Source organism: Citrobacter sp. XT1-2-2, assembly GCF_023516235.1.
GTDB classification, from domain to species: Bacteria; Pseudomonadota; Gammaproteobacteria; order Enterobacterales; family Enterobacteriaceae; genus Citrobacter; species Citrobacter werkmanii.
In genome coordinates this window covers 3,183,522-3,209,802 of record NZ_CP097324.1, presented here as the reverse complement: position 1 = coordinate 3,209,802, position 26,281 = coordinate 3,183,522, and the positions used below count along the sequence as shown (strand labels likewise).

Genomic DNA, 26,281 nt, shown 5'->3' with positions numbered 1-26,281 from the left:
GGGTGATAGCAAATTTCAGGCAACAAAAAACCCATCAACCTTGAACCAAAACGGCGGGGTTGATGGGCTCCACAAATTGGGGACATCAAAGAAAAGCAGTGGCAATAGTTATGACTGACACCTTGAAGAAAAGTTCTGCTGAACTGCAAAAAATTTTCTTTTAAGGGTAATTTTCAGTGCTAACCAAGGCCTGGCCAGACGATGACGATGAGTGTCCCCGCCAATGTCAGCAGAACGTTGGCAATGGCGTAAGTGCCAGCATAGCCTAATGCCGGGATGTTGCTGCGGGCCGTGTCGCTGATAATTTCCATTGCCGGAGCGCAGGTACGTGCGCCCATCATGGCGCCAAACAGCAGGGCGCGGTTCATGCGCAATACGTAAGCGCCAAACAAGAAACAAATAACAACCGGAACCAGGCTTACAATCAGACCGGCAATCAGCATTTGACCACCCACGACGCCAAGGCCATTGCCAATACCGCTACCCGCGCTTAAACCGACGCCTGCCATGAATACCATCAAACCAAACTCTTTCACCATGTTCAGCGCGCCCTGCGGGATATAGCCAAACGTAGGATGGTTGGCACGCAGGAAGCCCAGCATAATCCCGGCGAACAGTAATCCAGCCGCATTCCCGATGCCGAAGCTGAAATTGCTGAACTGGAAGGTGATCATCCCAATCATCAGACCAATGATAAAGAAGGCGCAGAAGGCCAACAGATCGGTCACTTGACTGTGAATGGAAATGAAGCCGATACGATCTGCGATCGTTTTAACGCGACGGGCATCACCGCTCACCTGCAACACGTCACCTTTATTGAGCACGACGTTGTCATCAATAGGCATTTCGATCTGGCTGCGGATTACGCGGTTGAGGAAACAGCCGTGGTCGGTCAGTTTCAACTGGGCCAGGCGACGGCCAACGGCATTGTGGTTTTTCACCACAATCTCTTCCGTGACGATACGCATATCGAGCAGATCGCGATCGAACACTTCTTTGCCGTTACGGAAACTGGGATCGAGGCGGGCATGCGCGTCTGGATAACCTACTAAGGCTATTTCGTCGCCCATTTGCAGCACTGCGTCACCGTCCGGGTTAGCCAGGATGCCGTTGCGGCGGATGCGTTCAATGTAACAGCCGGTCTGACGATAAATACCTAACTCGCGCAGGTTCTTACCATCAGCCCATGCTACCAGCTCCGGGCCCACGCGATAGGCGCGGATCACTGGCAGATAAACCTTACGGTTGGCGTCAGTGTCCAGACCTCGTTCACGCGCAATTTGTTGGGCGCTGGTTTGCAGGTCCTGATGCTGAAGTTTCGGCAGGTAGCGCGCACCGACAATCAGACTGACCAGTCCAATCAAATAGGTGAGGGCGTAACCCAGACTCAGGTTATCGAGGGCGGTGGAAAGCTGCGCGCCTGCCATTCCGGAATGGCGCAAGGTATCGCCTGCGCCGACCAGCACCGGCGTGGAGGTCATCGAACCGGCCAGCATACCCGCCGTCAGGCCGATGTCCCAGCCAAATAGCTTACCCAGCCCCAGGGCGATCAGCATTGCGCTACCGACCATCACCAGAGCAAGCATTAGATAATTTTTCCCATCGCGAAAAAAAATCGAAAAAAAGTTGGGGCCGGCTTCGACGCCGACACAAAAAATAAACAGCATAAAGCCGAGATTTAATGCATCGGTGTTAATACTAAAGTGCTGCTGACCTAATAATAGGGACACCACTAAAACGCCAATGGAATTACCGAGTTGGACTGAACCCAGGCGTAATTTACCCAGGCAGAGGCCCAGAGCCAGGACCACAAATAATAACAGGATGTAATTCCCATTTAACAAATCTGCGACGTTTATATTCACTGAGGCTAACTTCTTGTTTACTAGTAAGCTATTGAAAGAAATGGCAATTTACGCTAATGTTTTTGCCAGAAATTAAGGGGCGACAGCACCGCACACAGCCCCGATTAATGCAGCATAACAATATATGCGGATAGTTTAATCTCATTACGTATCAACGGCTATAAGAATCGTGTGGGTGTGTTTTTGGCATGGAATGCCGAGTTACTTTATCTGACTGGACGCCTGCGGGCGAAAAGAGTGTTCGATAGAGAATGTGTCAGGAGGAACGATTGAAACATAAGCAAAGTTGGGCGGGGGCGATCTGCTGCTTTGTGCTCTTTATTGTGGTGTGTCTTTCATTAACGCTAAACGTGAAAGGGGCATTCAGAGCGGCAGGGCATCCTGAGGTCGGGTTGTTGTTTTTTATCTTGCCTGGTGCTGCAGCAAGCTTTTTCTCCCACCGTCGGGAAGTGCTCAGACCTCTTCTTGGTGCAATGTTGGCGGCGCCATGCTGTCTGTTGCTAATGCGGTTCGTTTTTATGCCGACGCGTTCATTGTGGCAAGAACTGGCGTGGTTATTCAGTGCGGTTTTTTGGTGCGCGCTTGGCGCATTGTGTTTTTTGTTTATCAGTAGCTTGTTCAATCAGCATCAACGACGGAAAAAGAACTGATCACGCCCTCCCGCGGAGGGCGTAGAAACAGCTGTCAGGCGAACAGATTCATATTCTCTTTTGCCCACGCCTCAAAATCCGTGCAGCCGCCGATGTGTTTTTGATCAACAAAAATCTGCGGAACGGTTTCTACTGGCTTACCTACCGTCTTTTCCAGATCGGCTTTCGTAATACCTTCGGCATGAATATCAATGTAGCGGAAGTTAAAATCGTCATGCTCATTGCTTAATTTTTCTGCTAATTCTTTTGCGCGCACGCAATACGGGCACCCTGGGCGACCAAAAATAACGGCAAACATCTCTCTCTCCTCGAACTTATCAGGCCGGATGGCGAATACTTATTATGATGCCGCGATTTGTGACGGATGGAAAGCAGGTTCGGCCTGTTGCTTTGATATCCTCAAGCTATAACTGTTAAACACGACGAGCCGGAACGTTTTATAATAAAAGCCATTTCGCCGGGAGACCGCTTATGCGCACCATTGGTGTATTACCGAAAAGCGTATTGATGCTGGAAATAATGGGGATGGTTTTGTTATCGCTGGCGCTGCTGTCGCTTAACGATTACCTGACCTTACCCGCGCCGCTTAACAGCCCGCTCGCCTTAGTTGTGATGATATTTCTGGGCGTACTGCTGATGCTCCCTGCCGCGGTGATGTTGATGTGGCGCATTGCTCAACTGCTGGCGCCGCAGCTCCTGTCGCGCGCTCCCGACGATTCTTCCCGTTCAGACAGAGAAAAAAGAGATGACGCCAACCATTGATTTAATCCGCAGCCACCGTTCTATTCGCCGTTTCACCGAAGAAGCTATTTCTGACGCACAACGAGAGGCGATTATTGCCGCCGCTCAGGGCACCTCAAGCTCCAGTTTTTTACAGTGCACAACGATTGTTCGGATAACCGATAAAACCCTGCGTGAATCACTGTCTACCTTATCTGGCGGTCAAAAGCACGTGGCGCAGGCCGCTGAATTCTGGGTGTTTTGCGCTGACTTTAACCGTCATTTGCAGATTTGCCCTGACGCGCAGTTGGGGCTGGCAGAACAACTGCTGCTGGGCGTGGTTGATACGGCGATGATGGCGCAAAATGCGCTGACGGCGGCAGAATCGCTGGGACTTGGCGGTGTGTATATAGGTGGGTTGCGTAACAATATTGAGTCGGTCACGGAATTATTGAAGTTGCCGCAGCATGTTCTGCCGCTGTTTGGTTTGTGCCTTGGCTGGCCTGCGGATAACCCGGATATCAAGCCGCGCCTGCCTGCGTCGCTGGTTGTGCACGAAAACCAGTATCAGCCGCTTGATACAGACGTTTTGTCGCAGTATGACGAACAGCTTGCGCAGTACTATCTGACCCGCGGCAGTAATACGCGTCGTGACACCTGGAGCGATCACATTCGTCGAACCATCATTAAAGAAAGTCGTCCCTTTATCCTGGAATATTTGCATAAACAGGGATGGGCCACGCGCTAAAGATTTCAACCCAGTGTATGATACGCCTGCTTTTACCAGGTCATTGAGAGGTGCAGGGTGAAAATTGCCATTTTGTCCCGGGACGGAACGCTCTATTCTTGTAAGCGCCTGCGTGAAGCGGCGATGCAGCGCGGTCACCTGGTTGAAATTATCGATCCGCTTTCTTGCTATATGAACATCAGCCCGGCGGCGTCATCTATTCATTACAAGGGCCGCCAGCTTCCTCATTTTGACGCGGTGATCCCACGGATTGGTTCAGCGATTACCTTTTATGGTACGGCGGCGCTGCGTCAGTTTGAAATGTTGGGTAGCTATCCGTTAAATGAATCGGTAGCGATTACGCGCGCGCGCGATAAGCTGCGTTCGCTGCAGTTGTTGGCGCGTCAGGGAATCGATTTACCCATTACCGGGATTGCTCACTCCCCGGACGATACCAGCGACATGATTGATATGGTTGGCGGCGCGCCGCTGGTGGTGAAACTGGTTGAAGGTACACAGGGGATCGGCGTGGTGCTGGCGGAAACGCGGCAAGCCGCGGAAAGCGTCGTGGATGCGTTTCGTGGGCTGAATGCTCATATTCTGGTTCAGGAATATATCAAAGAAGCGCAAGGGCGGGATATTCGCTGTTTCGTGGTGGGTGACGAGGTGGTGGCCGCCATTGAACGCCGGGCGAAAGAGGGCGATTTTCGTTCTAATCTCCATCGCGGCGGGGTTGCTACGATTGCGAATATCACGCCGCGCGAAAGAAAAATTGCGCTCAAAGCCGCTCAGACTATGGGGCTGGATGTTGCAGGTGTTGATATTTTGCGTGCAGAACGTGGGCCGCTGGTCATGGAGGTTAACGCTTCTCCGGGACTGGAGGGGGTCGAGAAAACCACCGGGATAGACATTGCCGGCAAGATGATCCAGTGGATCGAGCGCCATGCTACGCCTGAATTTTGTCTTAAAATCGGCGGCTAAACACAATATCGATTGCGATCGTGGTATGACACGCTCTTTTTGCGTAAGCTGTGCCGGTATTTTTTTCATCAATAGAGGTCGCACATTATTATGACATCACTGGTCGTTCCCACTCTGGATACGTTGCGTCAATGGCTCGACGACCTGGGCATGAGTTTTTTTGAATGCGATACCTGTCAGGCGCTGCATTTACCTCATATGCAGAACTTTGACGGCATCTTTGATGCAAAAGTTGATTTGGTGGATAACGTCATTCTGTTTTCTGCAATGGCGGAAGTCAGACCTTCCGCACTGCTGCCACTGGCCGCCGATTTGTCCGCGATTAATGCCAGTTCACTGACGGTGAAAGCATTCCTGGATATGCAGGATGATAATCTGCCAAAGCTGGTGGTTTGCCAGTCTTTATCCGTTACGCCGGGCGTAACGTTTGAACAGTTTGAGTGTTTTGTTCGCCAGAGCGAAGAGCAGATATCGATGGTGATCCTCGAAGCCGGGGCGCATCAGCTGTTATTTAACGCTGAAGACGATACGCAAAACAGCAATGCTGAAGTCCATTTCCTCCATTAATTCTCCCTGAATCTGGACACATTTTGCGCAGCCGCTACCAGAGCGGTTGCGTACTGCCTGTTTTTATTCTGCTTTTAACCTTTTATTAAAGAATTATTCACTTCAATTCTGCTCCTTCCGCTTTATGTCATAGACAATTCCTGCATAAAAAATTGATAAAAGACGTTTTTTAATCTGGGCTATATCCACAAAACCTGGCTAAAGTTATTCTTGCGAAGCATATAGACGTCAATTCTCGAACAGCCCGGTGTGACCTGAGCTGTGACTACAATACGTGGTGAATGAGTGAGCGGATATCTGCGCGCGATAGCGGCATCGGGAGAGGACTCTCTTTTCATTGGTGCTGCATGAAAGAATATGCACGTTTCTTGCATATCATTAGAGTGTGACATTTTTGTTCGTTTGTTAACGAACTTTCAGAAGGAAAGAGATTATGACCGCCTTAAATAAAAAATGGTTATCAGGCCTGGTTGTGGGTGCTCTGATGTCCATCTCTGCCGGCACGCTCGCTGCTGAACAAAAAACGCTGCATATTTATAACTGGTCTGATTATATTGCTCCGGATACGGTGGCTAACTTTGAAAAAGAGACCGGAATTAAAGTTATCTATGACGTATTTGATTCCAATGAAGTACTGGAAGGTAAGCTCATGGCGGGTAGCACCGGTTTTGACCTGGTTGTTCCTTCCGCCAGTTTCCTCGAACGTCAACTGACCGCCGGCGTCTTCCAGCCGCTGGATAAGAGCAAACTACCGGGCTGGAAAAACCTCGATCCTGAGCTGCTGAAGCTGGTGGGTAAACACGATCCGGACAACAAGTTTGCGATGCCGTATATGTGGGCAACGACCGGCATTGGCTATAACGTGGACAAAGTGAAAGCGGTGCTGGGGCCAGATGCGCCGGTTGATAGCTGGGATCTGATCCTCAAACCGGAAAATCTGGAAAAACTCAAAAGTTGCGGTGTCTCTTTCCTTGATGCGCCTGAAGAGGTGTTTGCTACCGTACTGAACTATTTGGGTAAAGATCCCAACAGTACCAAAGCAGATGATTACACCGGACCGGCGACCGACCTGCTGTTGAAACTGCGTCCGAATATTCGCTATTTCCACTCTTCGCAATATATTAACGACCTGGCAAACGGAGATACCTGTGTAGCAATTGGTTGGGCGGGGGACGTATGGCAGGCGGCGAACCGTGCAAAAGAAGCGAAAAATGGCGTCAATATCTCTTTCTCAATTCCTAAAGAGGGGGCGATGGCGTTCTTTGACGTGTTCGCAATGCCAGCTGATGCTAAAAACAAAGAAGAAGCCTATCAGTTCCTCAACTACCTGCTGCGTCCTGATGTGATTGCGCATATTTCCGACCACGTGTTCTATGCCAATGCCAACAAAGAAGCGACGGCTCTCGTCAGTCAGGAAGTTCGTGATAACCCTGGTATCTACCCGCCTGCGGATGTGCGCGCCAAGCTGTTCACGCTGAAAGTACAGGATCCGAAGATCGACCGTGTCCGTACCCGAGCGTGGACGAAGGTAAAAAGCGGAAAATAACCTGATGTTTGGGACATGACCCGGCAGGATTTATGCCTGCCGGGCAGTGTTGATCCTAAACACACCTAACCCGGCAATACGCACCACCGTGGTGCGTTATTTGCACCGTTTCTTTGTTTTATGCCGGAGAGCACCTGAGTGAATGATGCAACCCCACGCCCACACGCGAAAATCCGCAAGGCGCTGACCCCGCTGCTTGAAATTCGCAACCTGACCAAGTCTTTCGACGGGCAACACGCCGTCGATGACGTCAATCTTACTATCTACAAAGGTGAAATATTTGCCCTGCTCGGCGCATCCGGCTGTGGCAAATCGACTCTGCTGCGCATGTTAGCGGGATTTGAACAGCCGACAACCGGGCAAATTATGCTTGATGGCGTCGATTTAGCGCACGTCCCGCCTTATCTGCGACCGATCAATATGATGTTTCAATCCTATGCCCTGTTTCCGCACATGACGGTAGAGCAGAACATTGCCTTTGGCCTCAAGCAGGACAAGCTGCCAAAAGCTGAAATTGCCAGCCGGGTGAATGAGATGCTGGGCCTGGTGCACATGCAGGAATTTGCCAAACGCAAACCGCATCAGCTTTCCGGCGGTCAGCGTCAACGTGTGGCGCTGGCGCGTAGCCTGGCGAAACGGCCGAAGTTGCTGCTGCTGGATGAACCGATGGGGGCGCTGGACAAAAAGCTCCGTGACCGGATGCAACTGGAAGTGGTGGATATCCTTGAACGCGTCGGCGTGACCTGCGTGATGGTAACGCACGATCAGGAAGAAGCCATGACGATGGCAGGGCGGATTGCGATCATGAACCGTGGGAAATTTGTGCAGATCGGCGAACCGGAAGAGATCTACGAGCATCCGACTACGCGCTATAGCGCCGAGTTTATCGGTTCGGTTAACGTCTTTGAAGGACTACTGAAAGAACGCCAGGAAGATGGGCTGATTATTGAGTCTCCTGGATTGGTGCATCCGCTGAAAGTAGATGCAGATGCGTCTATTGTCGATAACGTCCCAGTGTATGTTGCGCTGCGCCCGGAAAAAATCATGCTCTGTGAGGCTCCTCCCCCAGACGGTTATAACTTCGCGGTAGGCGAAGTGGTGCACATTGCCTATCTGGGCGATTTATCGGTGTATCACGTACGTTTGAAAAGCGGCCAGATGCTGAGCGCTCAGCTACAAAATGAACATCGTTATCGCAAGGGATTACCAACCTGGGGTGACGAGGTCCGTTTGTGCTGGGATGCAGACAGCTGTGTGGTGTTGACGGTTTAAGGAGCGAAGATGAGTACACTTGAACCTCCGGCGCGCGTGGATAAAGCAGGGCGATTCACGCTGCTTATGTCGCGGCTGCAAATGAACCACGGGCGCAAGCTGGTGATTGCGCTGCCGTATGTGTGGCTGCTGCTCCTGTTTCTTCTGCCGTTTCTGATCGTCTTCAAAATCAGTTTGGCTGAAATGGCGCGGGCTATTCCACCGTATACCGACCTCGTTTCATGGGCTGACGATCAGCTATCCATCACGCTCAACTTAGCCAACTTCCTGCAACTAACGGACGATCCGCTCTATTTTGATGCCTACCTGCAATCTTTGCAGGTGGCGGGGATTTCGACGATCTGTTGTCTGCTGTTGGGCTATCCGCTGGCGTGGGCCGTCGCACACAGTAAACCCTCGACACGCAATATTCTGTTGCTGCTGGTGATCCTGCCGTCCTGGACGTCGTTTTTGATTCGCGTGTACGCCTGGATGGGGATCCTGAAAAATAACGGTGTACTGAATAACTTTCTGATGTGGCTGGGCGTTATCGATCAACCATTGACGATTCTGCACACCAATCTGGCGGTCTATATCGGGATTGTTTATGCCTATTTACCCTTTATGGTGCTGCCGATTTACACCGCGCTGACGCGTATTGATTATTCGCTGGTAGAGGCGGCGCTGGATTTGGGCGCCCGACCGTTGAAAACCTTCTTTAGCGTGATTGTGCCATTGACCAAAGGTGGGATTATCGCCGGATCGATGTTGGTGTTTATCCCGGCTGTGGGTGAGTTTGTAATTCCGGAACTGCTGGGCGGCCCGGATAGTATCATGATTGGTCGCGTGCTGTGGCAGGAGTTCTTTAATAACCGCGACTGGCCGGTGGCATCTGCCGTTGCCATTATTATGCTGCTGTTACTGATTGTGCCAATCATGTGGTTCCACAAATATCAGCAAAAAAGCATGGGGGAACACGGATGAATAACTTACCGGTCGTGCGTTCGCCGTGGCGTATTTTTATCCTGGTGCTGGGCTTTACCTTCCTGTACGCACCGATGCTGATGCTGGTTATCTATTCGTTTAACAGCTCGAAGCTGGTAACGGTCTGGGCGGGGTGGTCAACGCGTTGGTATGGTGAACTTTTCCACGATACCGCGATGATAAGCGCCGTTGGCATGAGCTTAACGATTGCTGCGGGTGCGGCGACGATGGCGGCAATCCTCGGCACTATAGCCGCCGTGGTAATGGTGCGTTTTGGCCGTTTTCGCGGATCGAATGGGTTTGCTTTTATGATTACCGCACCGCTGGTTATGCCGGATGTCATTACCGGTTTATCACTGCTGCTGCTGTTTGTGGCGCTGGCGCATGCCATCGGCTGGCCTGCGGATCGCGGTATGTTGACCATCTGGCTGGCGCACGTCACCTTCTGTACGGCGTACGTGGCGGTGGTGATTTCCTCACGGTTGCGCGAACTGGATCACTCCATTGAGGAAGCGGCGATGGATCTTGGCGCTACGCCGCTGAAGGTCTTTTTCGTTATCACGCTGCCGATGATTATGCCTGCGGTGATCTCCGGCTGGTTACTGGCCTTCACGTTGTCGCTTGATGATCTGGTTATCGCCAGCTTTGTCTCTGGTCCTGGCGCCACAACATTACCGATGCTGGTGTTCTCCAGCGTACGTATGGGGGTTAACCCGGAGATCAACGCGCTGGCGACGCTGATTCTTGGCGTGGTAGGAATCATCGGATTTATCGCGTGGTATCTGATGGCGCGAACAGAAAAACAACGGATTCGCGATATCCAACGTGCAAGACGCGGCTGAAAAAACTAAAATCTGCCAACCTGTCTATACGGCGCCGCTGTGGTGGCTGCGCCGTTTTCATGGAAGACGACGCGTTGGGATTTTTTAAGAAATCATCCACATCACATGCTCGCTTAAACGTCCCTGCGTTGGTGCAGGTGGCGGCGCTGGCTATTATCATGATCCGCTGTCTCGATCTGTTGATGATTTTTAATACGCTAGGGTTGCGTGGAACCAGCGAATTTATTCATCGCAGCGTGCAGACCTGGAATTTGACGCTGGTGTTTCTGGGCAGCCTGGCGCTGCTGTTTATTGAAATCTACTGCGCATTTTCGCTGGTGAAAGGACGTAACTGGGCGCGTTGGGTTTATCTGTTGACCCAGATTATCGCCAGCGTTTATCTGTGGGCGGCCTCGTTGGGTTATGGTTATCCGGAACTGTTCAGCATTGCGGGAGAGTCCAGACGTGAGATCCTGCGTACGCTGGTGATGCAAAAGTTGCCGGATATGCTGGTGTTGCTGCTACTGTTTGTTCCCGCGTCCAGTCGGCGGTTCTTCCGTTTGCAGTAAATGTGGTCGGTGTTGTTTGTAGGCCAGATAAGGCGTTTACGCCGCCATCCGGCACCGACGCCGCACAATTGCCTGATGGCGACCCTAACGCGTCTTATCAGGCCTACGAAAGCTCAGGCCTGATATGCATCCCGAATGATTTTACGTATATAATCTCCGCCCTCGATCACGTAAAGGTTTTTGTATGCAGTGCGCACTCTATGACGCCGGTCGCTGTCGTTCCTGTCAGTGGATTGAACAGCCGGTTTCCCACCAACTCACCGCCAAAATGGCCGATTTACGCCAACTGCTTGCTGAACATGCGGTGGCGGAGTGGCGCGCGCCGGTCAGCGGCCCGGAACGCGCTTTTCGCAACAAAGCCAAAATGGTGGTCAGCGGCAGCGTGGAAAAACCACTGCTTGGGATGCTGCATCGTGACGGTACGCCGGAGGATTTGTGTGATTGTCCGCTCTATCCTGCGTCTTTTTCGCCCGTATTTGCCGCGCTCAAACCGTTTATCGCCCGTGCGGGGTTAACGCCCTATAATGTGGCGCGTAAACGCGGGGAGCTTAAATATCTGCTGTTAACGGAAAGCCGGTTTGATGGCGGTATGATGCTGCGCTTTGTCCTGCGTTCAGACGCCAAACTGGCGCAGTTGCGTGCAGCGCTACCGTGGTTGCAGGAACGGTTGCCACAGTTAAAAGTGATCACTGTGAATATTCAACCGGTGCATATGGCGATTATGGAAGGGGAGACAGAAATCTTCCTCACCGAACAACAGGCGCTGGCGGAACGCTTTAATGATGTGCCGCTGTGGATACGTCCGCAGAGCTTTTTCCAGACCAACCCAGTGGTGGCGGGACATTTATATGCCACCGCACGCGACTGGGTGCGCCAGCTTCCGGTTAATCATATGTGGGATCTGTTTTGCGGCGTAGGAGGGTTTGGTCTGCATTGCGCCACGCCGCAGATGAAACTGACAGGTATTGAAATCGCGCCAGAGGCGATTACCTGTGCGAAACAGTCGGCGCAGGAGCTTGGGTTGCAAAATCTGCGTTTTCAGGCGCTGGATTCGACTCAGTTTGCTACCGCCCAGGATGAAGTACCCGATCTGGTTTTGGTGAACCCACCGCGTCGCGGGATTGGCAAACCGCTGTGCGATTTTCTTTCCCGCATGGCGCCACGTTTTATTGTCTATTCAAGCTGCAATGCGCAAACCATGGCGAAGGATATTCACGAGTTGCCAGGGTATCGCATTGACCGCGTTCAGCTTTTCGACATGTTCCCACATACCGCGCATTACGAAGTGTTAACGCTGCTCAGCAGACAATAACGGATATGCCTGATGGCGCTTTGCTTATCTTAAACGGTTTGGCTGAGCAGGCGCTGTTTGATGTTTCTCACAAGTCTAACGGCTTTAGCAACGTTGATGTTTTGGAAGTAACGGATAAGGGACAAGAGGTTGAGTTTTGGGATCGCAAGGATGGTGCCTATATATATCATCGTGCGGTGGCTGAAATTAAAGAATGCACTGAAACCGGTCCAAGTGGCATGAAGATTGTTCGCGTGTCGTATACGAGGAAGCCGGTTGATGTACCAAGTTGGGTAGATAAAAGCGCATTCGCTGGTGTCAGAGAAATGACTGAACCTGCTGAAAGTCTTATCTCTCTTGTTAAGACCAGTAATAGTTGGAAAGCTAACTAAAGGGATACCAGATCGATAAATGCCCCTGTTGCTTTGTAGAAAGCCAGGCGGGGGCATGATTGCTCAAACTACTTAGTCACAGTTTGATATAGAGTCTACTCGAAATAGTATATCTTCGTAATATTTGAACTGTATTTCTCATTGGCATGTCTACGGTTATGGTTGGCACTTATATCAACCTCCCGGTAATTGCTATCATAGGACTATTGCTGTAAAGATGTTCTCTTTGATAATATTGAATTCAGTTAGTGAATAGAATGTGAAAATTAAAAAATGAGATCCACTATTTATCTAACGTTGTTGTTTTTAAATATTTGATTAATGCAAATGTTTATTCTGAAAATTATATTTTCATGTAGAGTATGATTGCTTTGAGACTGATAGGTAATCATGTCAGAGTAAAAATAATTGATTTGGCTAAGTGAGTTATTGTAATATGAGTTAATCCAGAACTGATAAAACATCAAAAGTAATGAACGTAATAGATATTGTAAAAGATTCGTGGTTATTCGATGAGCATTTCAAGGGGATCACTGGGCCGCTAATCGTAGCTATTTCTTTCTGGTCAGTAAAATCTATAAGACGACTTTTTTTTCCATTCTTTTGGATCTTTAGAAATAATCTGTCATCCGGTTTTTTAAAACTATCGGTAGATGATAAAATTGATGCCTTAAAAATAATAGGTGAATATAAAGAGAGTGACAAAGAATATAATGTTTTAATTAAGGAGTTAAAACTAAAACAATATGGTCTGTTTTATCCTCTACCAATACTACAAGTGTTATTCAGTTATATTCATGATAATAATATTCGTATGAACAGCACAGGTTTTTTGTCCTTTTTAGATTGCAATCAGATTTTTGATTATGATAGGCATACAATGCCAATACATTCTTCAAAAAAAATAATTCTTCATTTGATTGCTTATGCCGTATTTATGGCTTTTCTAATCTACTATATTTTTGGCGTGTTTGAGTTAATTGGTTCACTATATCATGATCCTAAAAATTTGATTAATACAATGACATTATTATCAATGCTTGTTATTGTTATTATAATATTTAGAATCATATATATAATTTTAGAAAATTCAGTTTCTTTTATTTGGGCTATTAACTTTTCGAAAAAACTTAGGGAGTATTCATTTTCAATGAAAAGAGAAAAGCTACTTGAGAAATATAGAGTAACACCTAAATATTCTGATAGAAGTAGCTAATATATTTATTTATCAAAAATAATAACAAGACTACGAATAGATATTATTATAACGTCTGATTAAACCTAGTTTTGTAGAGTTAGCTTTATAACAAACTCTACAAATATTTATGTAGTAGGCGTTTATAACGTCTGGATTGGGGACTGCATTTTATAAGAACAATGAAATATTGTTGGCTGCAGTAAGTCCTCCTCTATGTGCGCACCTAATTATTCAGGAGTAATATTCATGGTTGGCCATATTTTATTATTATCGATAAACCTGTCTAAATTAAGCTTGTTTAGATCTAAAAATAAATAATCTTCTGTCTCGCCTCTATTTATTCCTGCAGCCCAATATGAAAAAAAACGGCTATAATATCTGAGGCCTGTAATTGTAAATATTCTTCTGAGTTAGCATGTGTTAATTGCATCCCTTTTAATGAATGTTGAATTTACGGCGATCATAGCCTAATTCTACATCAGATTGAGATCAACCCAAAATTGTGAAAAGAGCAGTTTTTTCGATGCTGTGGGATTAATCATGGCTTATATAAAAGTCTTTTGGATAGTCATTGCCTCATTGAACACAATATGCAAATAGTGTAGGGATAGATGGATCTAAAGATAGTTTATTAACTCCATTTAATGCATCATATAATAATATTTCTAGTTTGAAATATAAGTTCTATATCTCTTTTGAATTGCTCATGTCTAGAGAATTCTCTAATGTTTTCAACATCAGGGTAAAATTTATCAATCTGCGCTTGTTCTTGTCCAGGAATCATGTTGACAAAAGATGAATACATTTCTGCTATTAAATTTTTATTGCAGAATGTTGGTGGGCAATAATATAGCATATTTGATAAAGCAATGTTCCAGCCATTTAAGTAAAGATTTTTTCAGTTAAATACATTATATGCTAAATTAAGATATCAATAATTTTAGGTGTTATCATGGAATATTTCAAAAATACACTGTATTTTTATGGTTTTATTCTTAATTAATTTGCTACACATGAATCTTATTATTGCATCTTGTCTATTTTTTCTATGCTTCAGACATTTTAAAATGAACTTCCAGTGATGATCTAGAATTGAGTGATCCTATAAGATTAAGGTCATTATTATCTGAAAAAGAACAACTTGCTAACGAAAAGACAGGCTGATTAACTTCTAATAAGTTGAGGCAGTGTTTCCAGATTCGTCAAGGTAAATATTTGGCACTAACATTTCCCTTCTTATAATTTTATCCTTGTTCCTATTCTCTTTTTGACGTGTTTTTCAAACTCATCTGGTGGTACATAGATACTCAGCACTTCATCAAACACGTATTTGTCAGCAATACGCATATCGTGTTCAATATCAGAAGTCACAGGCTTCTTCTTGGCCCAGACGAATTTCTTTTTTATGTATTTAACCGCAAGAATGGTGAAACGTTTGAAAATTCTATCCTGACGTGATTTAACCAGTTTCTTCTTACTGTTAACAAGAGTGCACTTAATCGCTCTGGTAGTTAAAGAGGATGCGGTTTTCAATTTATTGCGTGTATGAGGTGCAGGGGCAATCAGAACAGGAGATTTTTCTCCAGCCATACAAGCCTTACTTACCTTGTTGGGATCACGGTAAGATTTTACTGCTAGCCTTTGGTATAGTTCAGATGCCGCTACAACTGGCTGTTGCTTTTCTCTGGCTGTGGTTCAGAAAGAACAGATACCGTAAAGTTTCTGATATCAATAACGATCTCAAGTGGAAGATCACTGAAGGTTGTATAAACTGTCTTCGCCTCCGCGATTTGATGATCGCGTAAAGTTAGCAGGAACATCATACTCAGGTTTTTGAGTTTGTTGCACGCATCAGGTGTCGTCAGCCGCGAATCGGTACGCGTAAACTGCGCTATCTGCTGAACACTCAGACCGATAAAACGCTGAATATCGGGTGGGACCGTCTATTTAACCTGCTGAAACCCAGACCTGAACAGGTTACCGTTCTTGATCCTGAGCAGGTCTGGGTTGCCGATATTACTTATCTTGCACTACGCAGCGGCACGGCCTATCTGAGTCTGGTCACCGATGCCAGCTCCAGAAAAATCATGGGTTACCATATCGGGGAAAACCTGCAGACAGAAAACTTGGTTAAAGCGTTCAGACAGGCGCTGAGGCGAAGAAAAACGACAGGTCCGCTTGTACATCACTCTGACAGAGGAGTGCAATACTGTAGCTACTTTATAAGTCAGTCCATGAAAGAATCGGAATAACCTGTTCAATGACCGATGGTTATGACTGCTACCATAATGCGCTGGCTGAGCGGGTAAACAGGATCCTGAAAAATGAAATTTTACTCTCGCGCCCAACAGACCTGGTGCAGGCCCGGGAAATGGTAAAAGAATCCGTGGCAATTTATAACCATGAGCGGCCACATCTGGCCCTGAGATACAAAATGCCTGATGATGCTCATCAGGCATTTTACAGACAGAAAACTGTCAACCTATGTCAGGACTAGTCACATTTTATACAGGATAAAACCAATTTAGCGTTGTAAGAAATTGATTTTATATCAAATATGGAGTGGGGGATTGACTCGCTTTGCTCGCCCCTTCGGGGCAGCCCGTTCGCGATGCTCCCGGTCTGTCCAGCTGGCTGCGCCAGCAGTCGAACCCCGGTCGGGGCTTCTCATCCCCCCGCAGGCGTGCAATATGCGAAAAAAAAGCCCGTACTTGCGCACGAGCTCTTCTTAAAATATGGCGGTGAGGGGGGGATTGACTCGCTTTGCTCGCCCTGCGGGCAGATTCCTCACAGGCTCGTCATCTGTCCAGCTGGCTGCGCCAGCAGTCGAACCCCGGTCGGGGCTTCTCATCCCCCCGCAGGCGTGCAATATGCGAAAAAAAAGCCCGTACTTGCGTACGAGCTCTTCTTAAAATATGGCGGTGAGGGGGGGATTCGAACCCCCGATACGTTGCCGTATACACACTTTCCAGGCGTGCTCCTTCAGCCACTCGGACACCTCACCATATTGTATTGCTGCCTGACCGCTTGGGGGGCAACGGGGCGCTACTATAGGGAGTTGCGCTAAAACGGTCAAGCAGAATTTACATGTTCACTGTTGTTTGGTTACGCAGTGTACATATTCCTCCGCCCGGACTGGCGCGGAGGATATAATTAACGCTGAGAGTCCAGTTTTTCGCCGTTGGTCACGACTTCCTGGGCTTTGCTGTAGCTTTCTATCAGCAACTGATACGCCGGGAAGACTTTGGTATACACTTCAGCCCATTCAGCGGCGTCTTCACGGTTCCATGTCCCCTGAATTTCAGAAGCGACGGCAGCGGTATCCATCGGCACGACGCCAGCCTGAACCACGCGTGCCAGGGTAATTTCCTGCGCCATTTTGCTGTAGGTGCCGGAGGCGTCGATTACCGCGAAGACCTTATAACCTTCAGCCACTGCGCTGATGGCCGGGAAAGCCATGCAGACGCTGGTGATCGTACCGGCGATAATCAGCGTCTTACGACCTGTTGCTTTTACCGCTTTAACGAAGTCTTCGTTATCCCAAGCGTTGATTTCGCCTTTACGCGCCACGTATTGTGCGTGGGGCGCATTGGCATGGATCTCAGGGATCAGCGGGCCATTAGGTCCCTGCGGTACAGACGCCGTGGTAATCACCGGCATTTTTGCCAGGGTGGCCATTTTAGCCAGCGCAGCAGCACGCGCACGCAGCTCTGGCATTGGCATATCGCCGACGGTCTGGAAAAGCCCGCTCTGATGGTCGATAAGCAGCATGACGGAATCATTCACATCGATGACCGGACGTGAACCATTAAAGTTTGCAGGACTGGACATATTCTTCTCCTTCGATTCAGATTTGGCCAAAACGGCCGGAGTTAAAATCGCGTACGGCTTCAGCGATTTCTTGTTTCGTGTTCATGACAAACGGGCCGTAACCTACAATTGGCTCGTTCAACGGTTCGCCAGACAGCAGCAGCACGATGGCATCGCTGGTGGCTTCAATGTGCAGCGTTTTCCCCTGCTGGCTTAGCACCACCAGTTGCGCTTCGCTGGCTGGCGTGGCGCCGTTTACGGTGATATTGCCTTTCAATACCACCAGCGCGGTGCTCCATCCTTCAGGCTGAGACAACGTGAGCTGATGATTACGTTGCAGTCGCATATCCCAGACGTTCAGCGGCGAAAAAGTATGTGCAGGCCCTTTGGTTTCCTCGTAGCTACCCGCAATAACGCGAACGCTTCCTGCTTCATCAGGCAGAGCAACCGTTGGGATAACATCGCTGGTGATGCTCTGATAACCCGGCGTGGCCATTTTGTCTTTTGCCGGCAGGTTGACCCACAGCTGTACCATTTCCAGTTCGCCGCCCCGACGGGTAAATTCCGGTGAATGGAACTCTTCGTGCAAAATTCCTGCACCTGCGGTCATCCACTGCACGTCGCCGGGACCGATAATGCCGCCGCGACCGGTTGAATCACGATGTTCAACTTCACCGCTGTAAACGATGGTCACCGTTTCAAAACCACGGTGAGGGTGTTCGCCGACGCCGCGCTTTTCGTTACCCGGTGTGAACGTATGCGGACCGGCGTAATCCAGCAGCAGGAATGGACTTAACTGCTCTGCATGAGACTGGTAAGAGAACATTGAGCGAACCGGAAATCCATCGCCAACCCAGTGCGGGCGAGGTGCGGTGTAGACGCCTGTTACTTGTTTCATTTGTGTCTCCTCAGTGGCGTTATCTTGATGTGAATAAGCTTATATTCATGACAGCGAATTGAGTAGTCGCTAAAATGGTCTTCACTGTCTCATTAATAGGACAATAAAATGACAAAGCCGGATCTCAATGATTTTGCCTGGTTTGTACATGTCGTAGAGGAAGGTGGATTCGCCGCGGCGGGGCGTGCGCTTGATGAACCGAAATCAAAACTGAGCCGACGTATTGCGCAACTTGAAGAGAGGTTGGGGGTTCGACTTATTCAGCGAACCACCCGCCAGTTTAACGTGACTGAAGTCGGACAAACCTTTTACGAACACTGTAAGGCGATGCTGGTGGAAGCGCAGGCGGCGCAGGATGCCATTGCGGCTTTACAGGTTGAGCCGCGTGGCGTTGTGAAGCTGACTTGTCCGGTCACCTTGTTGCATGTGCATATTGGGCCAATGCTTGCCCGATTTATGGCGCGTTATCCCGATGTATCCGTGCAGCTTGAGGCGACGAACCGTCGCGTTGATGTTATCGGTGAAGGTCTGGACGTGGCGATTCGCGTCAGACCTCGTCCATTTGAGGATAGCGACCTGGTGATGCGGGTACTTGCAGACAGGGGACACCGGTTATATGCCAGCCCGCGATTAATTGAACAAATGGGCGCGGTTAACTCCCCGGCGGAATTGACCCGTTGGCCGGGCCTGAGTCTGGCATCGGGTAAACATGTGCATCGCTGGGAGCTATTCGGCCCACAGGGCGCACGGGCGGAGGTGCATTTCACGCCGCGAATGATCACCACTGATATGCTGGCGTTACGTGAAGCCGCGATTGCCGGCGTGGGGGTTGTACAACTTCCGCAACTGATGGTGAAAGAGCAATTAGCGGCGGGTGAACTGGTGGCATTGCTCGACGGTTGGGAGCCCAAGCGGGAAATTATTCACGCAGTCTTTCCGTCTCGTCGGGGATTACTGCCCTCGGTACGCGCCCTGGTGGATTTTTTAACAGAAGAATATGCGCGGATGATTGAGGATTAAATACAGATCCTCAGCCTATAAAAAAGGCCGGTTAAACCGACCTTTTATTATCTGGACGCCATCATGGTGGCGTGAAAACAATCAGCGACTACGGAAGACAATGCGGCCTTTGCTCAGGTCGTACGGGGTCAGCTCAACAGTCACTTTGTCGCCCGTCAGGATGCGGATATAGTTTTTGCGCATTTTACCGGAGATGTGTGCAGTAACCACGTGACCGTTTTCTAACTCTACGCGGAACATGGTATTAGGTAACGTATCGAGAACGGTACCCTGCATTTCAATATTGTCTTCTTTGGCCATCTAATCCTCTGGGGTATCACTACCGTAATTTGAACCGGCAAGATAATGCCGAAGTTCTTTTAATAAGTAAAGATTTGTGCGTTTAAAACACAGCAAATCGGGTTTGGCGCATTACTCTGACCACCCACGGCAAAGCTGCACGTAAAGCGCAACGTATAAGGGAACGAGGAGATAAACGATAGGCGTTGCCTGGCGCGAACTGTTCCTTAACGGCGGCGGGGTAATGGGCTAAACCAACTCTGCGGCACAATTATAACACCCCGACAAAAAATGTGCCGAAAACATTCACCCCTGAGGCGAAAATAACGTCCTTGGTATCCAGAAATGGCTCGGTAGCCGCTGCTGACGCAGTCTGCTCAGCTGCTCAAGGTACTCCCGTCGCGGGGTTTCGATGGCGCCCAGGGATGCTGTGTGGCTATTTAACACCTGGCAGTCGATTAATTTTCCGCCCTGACGGATAAATTCCGCGCAAAAAACAAGTAGTGCGGTCTTGGACGCATTTTCCTGACGACTGAACATTGATTCGCCACAAAACAGCGTACCTTGCGCTACGCCGTACATGCCGCCGACTAATTCATTTTGTCGCCATACTTCAATTGAGTGCGCATGTCCCAGTTCGTGCAGCCGATGGTAAGCGTCCACCACATCGTGTGTGATCCAGGTGCCTTCTTCCCGATCGTTCGCACAGCCTTCAATCACCTGACCGAACGCGTAGTTGAGCGTCACACGATAAGGCGAATTTTTATGAAAGCGTTTCATGCTGCGACTGAGGTGAAAGTTCTCAGGCCAAAGAATGGCGCGCGGATCGGGTGACCACCAGAGAATAGGGTCACCGGGAGAAAACCACGGGAAAATACCGCGCTGGTAGGCCATCAACAGGCGGGCAGGGCTAAGATCGCCTCCCAGCGCCAGTAAACCGTTAGGCTCGCGTAAAGCGCCTTCCGGTGATGGGAAGGCTATAGAATGGCGGGACAGTTGCACCAGGCGCATGACAGTGAAACTCCACTACGCGAGTTTGATCGTTCAATAATAGCTTACAGACGTTGCTTAAACTGGTAATAACGCCCCTGCCTGGCTAACAGATCTGCGTGATTACCTTGCTCAATAATTTGTCCGTTGTCCATCACTATTATTTGATCGAAACGCGACAATCCGCGCAGCCGATGTGTGACCATCAGCACGGTTTTATCCCGCATCACATCGCCAATTAATTCAAGCATTTGGCTTTCTGTTGTGGCATCAAGACCTTCGGTAGGCTCATCCAGCAGCATCAGCGGGGCATCATGCAGCAAGGCGCGGGCGATAGCCAGACGGCGGAGCTCGCCGCCGGAAAGCTGACGACCGCCTTCGCCCAACCAGGCGTTGAGCCCATCGTCTTCAAGTAGTTTTTCCAGACCGACGCGGCGCAGGATCGCGGATAATGCTTCATCGCTGGCGTGCGGAGCTGCCAGCAGCAGGTTATCGCGAAGCGTAGCGCTAAACAGATGTACGCGCTGTGGCACGACGCTGATGATTTGGCGCAACGTGGCTTCATTCAGGGCTGAAAGCGGTCGATCGTTAATCAGGATTTCGCCACTCTGTGGATCCCATGCGCGGGTCAGCAATTGCAGCAACGTTGACTTTCCGCAGCCGGTGCGACCTAAAATAGCGATGTGCTCACCGGGTTTTGCCAGTAAAGAAAGGGTGTCGAGTGCTTTTTGTGTCTGCCCCGGATAGCTGAATGAGACCTCACGCAGGGTAAGAGTGAGCTGCTCAGAAACCGGAGATTCGGTATCCGGGAAGGTGACTTCTGGCTGCTGTTCGGTCAGTTCGGTGATGCGTAATGCAGAGGCGATAACCTGGCCGAGATGCTGAAACGCGCCGGTGACAGGCGCTAATGCCTCAAACGCAGCCAGCGCACAGAAGACAAACAGCGCGATTAGCGCGCCTGGCTGGGTATTTCCGCCCACGTCGCCTGAGGCCATCCATAACATCATAATCACCGCCAGCGCGCCGATTAACAGCATGATCGCCTGCGACAGTGCCGTTAATTCGGACTGACGTCGCTGCGCTTCATGCCACTGCAATTCGGTGGCTTCCATTTGAGCCCGGTAGCGTTCACTGGCGCCGAAGATAGTTAATTCAGCCTGGCCCTGCAGCCAGGAGGTTACTTGCTGACGATATTGCCCACGCAAATGCGTCAGGTTTTGCCCGGTACTTTTACCGGCCTGATAAAAGAGTGGGGGCAGAATGAATAAGGTCAGCAGCATAATGCCGCCGAGGGTGACAGCCAGCGTGAAATCGAGAACGCTCAGTCCCAGCGTGACCACCATGATGACGACAAACGCTCCCACCAGCGGAGACAGAACGCGTAAATAAAGATGATCGAGCGTGTCGACATCAGCGACGACGCGGTTAAGTAATTCACCTTGTCTATAGCGGGACAGGCCAGCAGGGGAGAGCGGTAGCAGCTTGCTGAAGGTATAAATACGCAGGTGTTGCAGCACTCGGAACGTGGCGTCGTGACTGACCAGGCGCTCGAAATAACGGCCTGCGGTTCGGGTGATTGCCGCACCACGTACGCCCGCGGCGGGGAGCATATAGTTAAAACTGTAAATTCCAGTGACGCCCACCACCGCAGAAGCAGACAGGAACCAACCTGAGAGCGTCAGCAAGCCAATACTGGCCAGCAGCGTAACGATCGCCAGAACGATGCCCAGCGTTAACATCCATTTGTGACGTTTATACAGCGTCAGATAGGGTAGCAAAGCGCGCATTTAGATATCCTCCTGACGATGAGCCAGTAGTGTTGCAAAAGCACCGTCGGCAGCGCTAAGTTCAGCCCAGCTACCTTGTTCAACGATCTGACCATCCTGCATGACCCAGATAGCGTCCCAGTCGGCAAGATCTTCAAGCTGGTGCGTCACCATCAGCGTGGTCTGGCGGCGCGATGCTGCGTTCAATGCCTGCATCACGCGTTGTTCACTGTGGGCATCAAGGCTGGCTGCGGGTTCGTCCAGCAGAAGCAACTGACACGGATTAAGTAACGCGCGCGCCACGGCCACGCGCTGTGCTTGACCAACAGAAAGTCGGGCCGCCTGATCGCCGACTGGCGTATCTACGCCCTGCGGCAGCAGCGGTAAAAACTCGCTCACCCAGGCGCTGTCGAGTGCGGCCTGAAGCTGTTCTTCACTGGCATCGGGCCGTGCCAGCAGTACGTTTTCGCGTAACGTGGCGGCAGGAAGCTGCGGGTTTTGCCCAACCCACGATAGCTGTTTGCGCCAGGAATCAGGCGACAGGTCGCGTAGTTCAAAACCGTTAATCCGCAGCGACCCTTGATAAGAAAGAAAGCCGGACAGAACATTCAGCAGCGAACTTTTTCCCGAGCCGCTACGTCCTACCACTACCGCACGTTGACCTGCTGCCAGGGTAAAGTTGAGCGGTCCCGCAAGCACTTTTCCTTCCGGTGAGGTGATGACCAGACCTGCAGCCTCAATTGAAACGGCATCTTTCGTCGCCAGCTCAATCTCACCACGCTCAGGGTGCGCCAGCGGGGTTTCCATAAAGGTTTTCAGACTGTCTGCTGCTCCAACGGCTTGCGCTTTGGCGTGATAAAACGTCCCGAGATCGCGCAGGGGTTGGAAAAACTCTGGTGCCAGAATGAGCGCCAGGAAACCGGACGCCAGCGTGACGCCCATACCGTAGTGGCCGAAGTCGAGCTCGCCGAGGTAGGAAAAACCGAAGTAAACCGCGACCAGAGCGATAGACAACGACGTAAAGAACTCGAGGACCCCGGATGACAGGAATGCCAGGCGCAGGACTTCCATCGTGCGCTGGCGGAAATCCTGTGATGCTGCGCGAATACTTTCTGTTTCGGCTTCACCGCGGCCAAATATTCTCAGCGTTTCCATACCCCGGAGGCGATCGAGAAAATGACCGCTTAGTCGGGCAAGCGCCTGAAAGTTGCGGCGGTTAGCGTCGGCTGCGCCCATACCGACCATCGCCATAAACAGAGGGATTAGCGGGGCGGTTCCGAGCAGAATAAGAGCGGCTACCCAGTTTGACGGAAAAACGGCCGCCACAATCAACAGGGGAACGCATACGGCCAGCGCCATTTGCGGCAGATAACGCGCATAGTAGTCATGCATATCGTCAATCTGCTCGAGGATCAGGGTCGCCCAGCTCCCGGCTGGTTTACCCTGTATCCAGGCCGGACCCGCCTGTTGCAGGCGATCGAGAACCTGGCGACGAATCTCAAAGCGAATATGTTGCCCGGCGTGAAACCCGACGCGTTCGCGCAACCAGACGACCCATGCGCGCAGGATGAAAACCAAAATCAGCACGATGAAAGGGAGCAGAAGCGCTTCCCGGGGGATATTGCCCATGATCATATGGTCCAGAATTCGGGCCATGAGCCAGGCCTGAGCGACAATTAACAGGCCGCTCACGAATCCCAGCAGGCGTGAAATGTTCAGCCATCGTTGGGATATTACACTTTGCTGTTTTAACCAGCGGGTCAGCTCTTTTTGACGGGTTTTATTCATTGCACGCTTAGCAGGTGAGTTATTGGAATTTTTGGGCAGGACAATGTTACAACGAGGCAAAAATAAAGGCGACTTATAGTCGCCTTTTTTACTTTTGTTACTGATTTGTAAAACTTATTTGCAAGCGTCTGCCAGACCGTCGAGATAACGTTCTGCGTCAAGCGCAGCCATACAACCCGTGCCAGCAGAAGTGATCGCCTGGCGATAAATATGGTCCATCACGTCACCCGCTGCGAAGACGCCTGGAATGCTGGTTTGCGTCGCATTGCCGTGAATACCGGACTGAACTTTGATGTAGCCGTTTTCCAGTTCGAGCTGACCGTCGAAAATGGCGGTATTCGGGCTGTGGCCGATGGCGACAAACAATCCCGCAACGTCAAGTGATTCAACGTTGTCAGTATTTTGCGTATCGCGCAGGCGCAGTCCGGTTACGCCCATTTGATCGCCAGTCACTTCTTCCAGCGTACGGTGCGTATGCAGCACGATGTTGCCGTTTTCCACTTTATCCATTAACCGCTTGATAAGAATTTTCTCAGCACGGAAGCTGTCGCGACGGTGAATCAAATGTACTTCAGACGCGATATTTGCCAGATACAACGCTTCTTCAACAGCGGTATTGCCACCGCCGATCACCGCAACTTTTTGGTTACGGTAGAAGAAACCGTCGCAGGTGGCGCAAGCGGAAACGCCGCGGCCTTTAAATGCTTCCTCTGAAGGCAAGCCCAGGTAGCGTGCGGACGCGCCAGTGGCGATGATCAATGCGTCACAGGTGTATTCACCGCTGTCGCCGGTCAGACGGAAAGGGCGGTTTTGCAGATCAACTTTGCTGATGTGATCAAAAATGATTTCTGTCTCAAATTTGGTCGCATGTTCGTGCATACGTTCCATCAGCAATGGGCCAGTAAGATCGTGCGGATCGCCAGGCCAGTTTTCCACTTCTGTTGTTGTGGTCAGCTGACCACCTTTTTCCATACCGGTAATCAGTACCGGTTGCAGGTTAGCGCGCGCAGCGTAGACCGCAGCGGTATATCCCGCAGGGCCTGAGCCCAGAATAAGAAGTTTACTGTGTTTGGTTGCGCCCATGAGATCCCCATAGTTGTTGGCAGGCAATGAGCAGGATTGTAGGGAATTTACAGGCGTAAAAAAAGAGTATGGCGATTTTGTTAACAATATGTGTAATAGCGGAGACCGATGAACGACAGATTGAGTCGTAATACTATAACGATTTCTACTTAAAATCGGTCAGTTATAAGGTGATAAAATGACGAATTTCCATCACTGCGACTGAATAACTGGCATGTTGTACTAAAAATCGATGTTTTGCTTTGACAATCCCCTGCTGTTTTGCGAAAACATTCAAGGAAGAAAAAAACTGTGTCATGTATGTGCTGCATAATCATGCATGTAGATACCATGTTTACCGTGTTAGCGAAATCTACGCATGGTGTGGACAGATGCCATTCGTGATGTCGATAGCCGCCGACAGGCAACGGTCTTCTCACCATAAACCCAGACATTGCAAGCCGTAAATCCCTCTGGGCTGCGGTTTATTTTGATGGGGAGCGACTCTGAACAGTGATGTTAGTAGAGTCAGGCAGGAGTAGGGAAGGAATACAGAGAGACAATAATAATGGTAGATAGTAAGAAGCGCCCTGGCAAAGATCTCGACCGTATTGATCGTAACATTCTTAATGAGCTGCAAAAGGATGGGCGTATTTCTAACGTCGAGCTTTCTAAACGTGTGGGACTTTCACCGACGCCCTGCCTTGAGCGTGTGCGTCGGTTGGAAAGGCAGGGTTTCATTCAGGGCTATACAGCGCTGTTAAACCCACATTATCTGGATGCATCACTTCTGGTTTTTGTTGAGATAACTCTGAATCGTGGCGCCCCGGATGTGTTTGAACAATTTAACTCTGCAGTACAAAAACTTGAAGAAATTCAAGAGTGTCATTTAGTTTCCGGTGATTTCGACTATTTGCTGAAAACACGCGTACCGGATATGTCAGCATACCGTAAGCTGCTGGGGGAAACCCTGCTGCGTCTGCCTGGCGTAAATGACACACGTACTTATGTAGTAATGGAAGAAGTCAAACAGAGCAATCGTCTGGTAATTAAGACGCGCTAACACGGAACAGGTGCAAAATCGACGCAGTTTGATTACACTCCTG

The 26,281-nt window shown here is 49.8% G+C and carries 23 protein-coding genes, 1 tRNA gene, 1 other RNA gene and 5 pseudogenes; 16 read left to right on the top strand and 14 right to left on the bottom strand.

What is annotated here, in order from left to right; genetic code table 11:
* Positions 1-179: 179 nt before the first annotated feature.
* A complete protein-coding gene (locus tag M4I31_RS15345) occupies positions 180-1,865 on the bottom strand; it encodes an aspartate:alanine antiporter (protein WP_085049181.1) in 1,686 nt (561 codons plus the stop codon).
* A 269-nt stretch (positions 1,866-2,134) separates the two neighbouring features.
* Between M4I31_RS15345 and M4I31_RS15340 the strand changes: the two genes are divergently transcribed.
* Complete coding sequence (locus tag M4I31_RS15340) at positions 2,135-2,515, top strand: inner membrane protein YbjM (protein WP_061388467.1); 381 nt, start codon at positions 2,135-2,137, stop codon at positions 2,513-2,515.
* A gap of 34 nt (positions 2,516-2,549) precedes the next feature.
* On the opposite strand, the gene M4I31_RS15335 is transcribed toward M4I31_RS15340, so the two are convergent.
* On the bottom strand, positions 2,550-2,813 hold the full coding sequence (locus tag M4I31_RS15335; protein WP_016152408.1) for a GrxA family glutaredoxin: 264 nt from the start codon (positions 2,811-2,813) through the stop codon (positions 2,550-2,552).
* A 173-nt stretch (positions 2,814-2,986) separates the two neighbouring features.
* On the opposite strand from M4I31_RS15335, the gene M4I31_RS15330 reads away from it, so the two are divergent.
* From M4I31_RS15330 to M4I31_RS15275, 12 genes and pseudogenes are all read left to right on the top strand, one after another.
* The gene (locus tag M4I31_RS15330; RefSeq protein ID WP_085049182.1) at positions 2,987-3,277 is read left to right on the top strand and encodes a YbjC family protein; all 291 of its coding nucleotides are present in this window, start codon (positions 2,987-2,989) and stop codon (positions 3,275-3,277) included.
* A complete protein-coding gene (nfsA, locus tag M4I31_RS15325; protein WP_085049183.1) occupies positions 3,261-3,983 on the top strand; it encodes a nitroreductase NfsA in 723 nt (240 codons plus the stop codon). The genes M4I31_RS15330 and nfsA overlap by 17 nt, the downstream gene beginning before the upstream one ends.
* A gap of 57 nt (positions 3,984-4,040) precedes the next feature.
* The gene (rimK, locus tag M4I31_RS15320) at positions 4,041-4,943 is read left to right on the top strand and encodes a 30S ribosomal protein S6--L-glutamate ligase (protein WP_038639233.1); all 903 of its coding nucleotides are present in this window, start codon (positions 4,041-4,043) and stop codon (positions 4,941-4,943) included.
* Between the two features lie 90 nt (positions 4,944-5,033).
* The gene (locus tag M4I31_RS15315; protein ID WP_038639236.1) at positions 5,034-5,510 is read left to right on the top strand and encodes a YbjN domain-containing protein; all 477 of its coding nucleotides are present in this window, start codon (positions 5,034-5,036) and stop codon (positions 5,508-5,510) included.
* A 433-nt stretch (positions 5,511-5,943) separates the two neighbouring features.
* Positions 5,944-7,056, top strand: coding sequence for a spermidine/putrescine ABC transporter substrate-binding protein PotF (gene potF, locus M4I31_RS15310; RefSeq protein WP_038639239.1), 1,113 nt, complete (start codon positions 5,944-5,946; stop codon positions 7,054-7,056).
* 138 nt (positions 7,057-7,194) lie between these two features.
* Positions 7,195-8,328, top strand: a complete 1,134-nt coding sequence (gene potG / locus M4I31_RS15305) for a putrescine ABC transporter ATP-binding subunit PotG (RefSeq protein WP_069323238.1) — start codon at positions 7,195-7,197, stop codon at positions 8,326-8,328.
* A gap of 9 nt (positions 8,329-8,337) precedes the next feature.
* Positions 8,338-9,291, top strand: coding sequence for a putrescine ABC transporter permease PotH (gene potH, locus M4I31_RS15300; RefSeq protein WP_069323239.1), 954 nt, complete (start codon positions 8,338-8,340; stop codon positions 9,289-9,291).
* On the top strand, positions 9,288-10,133 hold the full coding sequence (gene potI, locus M4I31_RS15295) for a putrescine ABC transporter permease PotI (RefSeq protein WP_038639247.1): 846 nt from the start codon (positions 9,288-9,290) through the stop codon (positions 10,131-10,133). The genes potH and potI overlap by 4 nt, the downstream gene beginning before the upstream one ends.
* Positions 10,134-10,192: 59 nt before the next feature.
* Positions 10,193-10,681, top strand: coding sequence for a YbjO family protein (locus M4I31_RS15290; protein ID WP_038639250.1), 489 nt, complete (start codon positions 10,193-10,195; stop codon positions 10,679-10,681).
* Positions 10,682-10,847: 166 nt separating this feature from the next.
* Positions 10,848-11,993: pseudogene (gene rlmC, locus M4I31_RS15285) on the top strand (23S rRNA (uracil(747)-C(5))-methyltransferase RlmC); the annotation flags it as partial.
* Positions 11,994-12,019: 26 nt separating this feature from the next.
* A pseudogene (locus M4I31_RS15280) lies at positions 12,020-12,364 on the top strand (DNA-directed RNA polymerase subunit beta); the annotation flags it as partial.
* 472 nt (positions 12,365-12,836) lie between these two features.
* Positions 12,837-13,580 carry a hypothetical protein gene (locus M4I31_RS15275; RefSeq protein WP_085049185.1) on the top strand — a complete coding sequence of 248 codons (744 nt, stop codon included), beginning with the start codon at positions 12,837-12,839 and terminating at the stop codon, positions 13,578-13,580.
* Between the two features lie 1,218 nt (positions 13,581-14,798).
* Here the strand turns inward: M4I31_RS15275 and M4I31_RS15270 are convergent.
* The gene (locus M4I31_RS15270) at positions 14,799-15,152 is read right to left on the bottom strand and encodes a hypothetical protein (protein WP_085049186.1); all 354 of its coding nucleotides are present in this window, start codon (positions 15,150-15,152) and stop codon (positions 14,799-14,801) included.
* A 236-nt stretch (positions 15,153-15,388) separates the two neighbouring features.
* Between M4I31_RS15270 and M4I31_RS15265 the strand changes: the two are divergent.
* A pseudogene (locus tag M4I31_RS15265) lies at positions 15,389-16,059 on the top strand (IS3 family transposase); the annotation flags it as partial.
* Between the two features lie 239 nt (positions 16,060-16,298).
* Here the strand turns inward: M4I31_RS15265 and M4I31_RS15260 are convergent.
* From M4I31_RS15260 to M4I31_RS15245, 4 genes are all read right to left on the bottom strand, one after another.
* A non-coding RNA gene (locus M4I31_RS15260) (RtT sRNA) lies at positions 16,299-16,434 on the bottom strand.
* Between the two features lie 44 nt (positions 16,435-16,478).
* A tRNA-Ser gene (locus M4I31_RS15255) sits at positions 16,479-16,566 on the bottom strand.
* Positions 16,567-16,715: 149 nt separating this feature from the next.
* On the bottom strand, positions 16,716-17,393 hold the full coding sequence (locus M4I31_RS15250; RefSeq protein WP_032939929.1) for an isochorismatase family protein: 678 nt from the start codon (positions 17,391-17,393) through the stop codon (positions 16,716-16,718).
* A gap of 16 nt (positions 17,394-17,409) precedes the next feature.
* Positions 17,410-18,270 (bottom strand): pirin family protein, encoded by an 861-nt coding sequence (locus M4I31_RS15245; protein WP_085049187.1) that lies wholly within the window; start codon positions 18,268-18,270, stop codon positions 17,410-17,412.
* A gap of 108 nt (positions 18,271-18,378) precedes the next feature.
* On the opposite strand from M4I31_RS15245, the gene M4I31_RS15240 reads away from it, so the two are divergent.
* Entirely contained in the window at positions 18,379-19,290 is a 912-nt protein-coding gene (locus M4I31_RS15240) for a LysR family transcriptional regulator (protein ID WP_069323241.1), read from the top strand.
* Positions 19,291-19,371: 81 nt separating this feature from the next.
* On the opposite strand, the gene infA is transcribed toward M4I31_RS15240, so the two are convergent.
* From infA to trxB, 7 genes and pseudogenes are all read right to left on the bottom strand, one after another.
* Positions 19,372-19,590 (bottom strand): translation initiation factor IF-1, encoded by a 219-nt coding sequence (gene infA, locus M4I31_RS15235; protein ID WP_002211347.1) that lies wholly within the window; start codon positions 19,588-19,590, stop codon positions 19,372-19,374.
* Positions 19,518-19,694, bottom strand: a pseudogene (locus M4I31_RS24120) (hypothetical protein); the annotation flags it as partial. The pseudogene M4I31_RS24120 and the gene infA, both read right to left, overlap by 73 nt.
* A 40-nt stretch (positions 19,695-19,734) precedes the next feature.
* A pseudogene (locus M4I31_RS24115) lies at positions 19,735-19,875 on the bottom strand (hypothetical protein); the annotation flags it as partial.
* Complete coding sequence (aat, locus tag M4I31_RS15225) at positions 19,876-20,580, bottom strand: leucyl/phenylalanyl-tRNA--protein transferase (protein ID WP_038639268.1); 705 nt, start codon at positions 20,578-20,580, stop codon at positions 19,876-19,878. It lies immediately after the preceding pseudogene.
* A gap of 44 nt (positions 20,581-20,624) precedes the next feature.
* Positions 20,625-22,346, bottom strand: a complete 1,722-nt coding sequence (gene cydC, locus M4I31_RS15220) for a cysteine/glutathione ABC transporter ATP-binding protein/permease CydC (protein ID WP_085049188.1) — start codon at positions 22,344-22,346, stop codon at positions 20,625-20,627.
* Positions 22,347-24,113, bottom strand: coding sequence for a cysteine/glutathione ABC transporter permease/ATP-binding protein CydD (gene cydD / locus M4I31_RS15215; protein ID WP_085049189.1), 1,767 nt, complete (start codon positions 24,111-24,113; stop codon positions 22,347-22,349).
* Positions 24,114-24,227: 114 nt separating this feature from the next.
* On the bottom strand, positions 24,228-25,196 hold the full coding sequence (trxB, locus tag M4I31_RS15210) for a thioredoxin-disulfide reductase (RefSeq protein ID WP_003831889.1): 969 nt from the start codon (positions 25,194-25,196) through the stop codon (positions 24,228-24,230).
* A gap of 547 nt (positions 25,197-25,743) precedes the next feature.
* Here trxB and lrp point away from each other — a divergent pair.
* Positions 25,744-26,238: a leucine-responsive transcriptional regulator Lrp gene (gene lrp, locus M4I31_RS15205; RefSeq protein WP_002439523.1), complete on the top strand. Its 495-nt coding sequence runs from the start codon at positions 25,744-25,746 to the stop codon at positions 26,236-26,238.
* Positions 26,239-26,281 lie beyond the last annotated feature (43 nt).

Coding starts and splice junctions, on each gene's coding strand:
- M4I31_RS15335 (WP_016152408.1), bottom strand. CDS start 2,813: ATGTTTGCCGTTATTTTTGGTCGCCCAGGGTGCCCGTATTGCGTGCGC.
- M4I31_RS15330 (WP_085049182.1), top strand. CDS start 2,987: ATGCGCACCATTGGTGTATTACCGAAAAGCGTATTGATGCTGGAAATA.
- nfsA (WP_085049183.1), top strand. CDS start 3,261: ATGACGCCAACCATTGATTTAATCCGCAGCCACCGTTCTATTCGCCGT.
- M4I31_RS15315 (WP_038639236.1), top strand. CDS start 5,034: ATGACATCACTGGTCGTTCCCACTCTGGATACGTTGCGTCAATGGCTC.
- potF (WP_038639239.1), top strand. CDS start 5,944: ATGACCGCCTTAAATAAAAAATGGTTATCAGGCCTGGTTGTGGGTGCT.
- potH (WP_069323239.1), top strand. CDS start 8,338: ATGAGTACACTTGAACCTCCGGCGCGCGTGGATAAAGCAGGGCGATTC.
- potI (WP_038639247.1), top strand. CDS start 9,288: ATGAATAACTTACCGGTCGTGCGTTCGCCGTGGCGTATTTTTATCCTG.
- M4I31_RS15290 (WP_038639250.1), top strand. CDS start 10,193: ATGGAAGACGACGCGTTGGGATTTTTTAAGAAATCATCCACATCACAT.
- M4I31_RS15275 (WP_085049185.1), top strand. CDS start 12,837: ATGAACGTAATAGATATTGTAAAAGATTCGTGGTTATTCGATGAGCAT.
- M4I31_RS15270 (WP_085049186.1), bottom strand. CDS start 15,152: ATGGCTGGAGAAAAATCTCCTGTTCTGATTGCCCCTGCACCTCATACA.
- M4I31_RS15250 (WP_032939929.1), bottom strand. CDS start 17,393: ATGTCCAGTCCTGCAAACTTTAATGGTTCACGTCCGGTCATCGATGTG.
- M4I31_RS15245 (WP_085049187.1), bottom strand. CDS start 18,270: ATGAAACAAGTAACAGGCGTCTACACCGCACCTCGCCCGCACTGGGTT.
- M4I31_RS15240 (WP_069323241.1), top strand. CDS start 18,379: ATGACAAAGCCGGATCTCAATGATTTTGCCTGGTTTGTACATGTCGTA.
- infA (WP_002211347.1), bottom strand. CDS start 19,590: ATGGCCAAAGAAGACAATATTGAAATGCAGGGTACCGTTCTCGATACG.
- aat (WP_038639268.1), bottom strand. CDS start 20,580: ATGCGCCTGGTGCAACTGTCCCGCCATTCTATAGCCTTCCCATCACCG.
- cydC (WP_085049188.1), bottom strand. CDS start 22,346: ATGCGCGCTTTGCTACCCTATCTGACGCTGTATAAACGTCACAAATGG.
- cydD (WP_085049189.1), bottom strand. CDS start 24,113: ATGAATAAAACCCGTCAAAAAGAGCTGACCCGCTGGTTAAAACAGCAA.
- trxB (WP_003831889.1), bottom strand. CDS start 25,196: ATGGGCGCAACCAAACACAGTAAACTTCTTATTCTGGGCTCAGGCCCT.
- lrp (WP_002439523.1), top strand. CDS start 25,744: ATGGTAGATAGTAAGAAGCGCCCTGGCAAAGATCTCGACCGTATTGAT.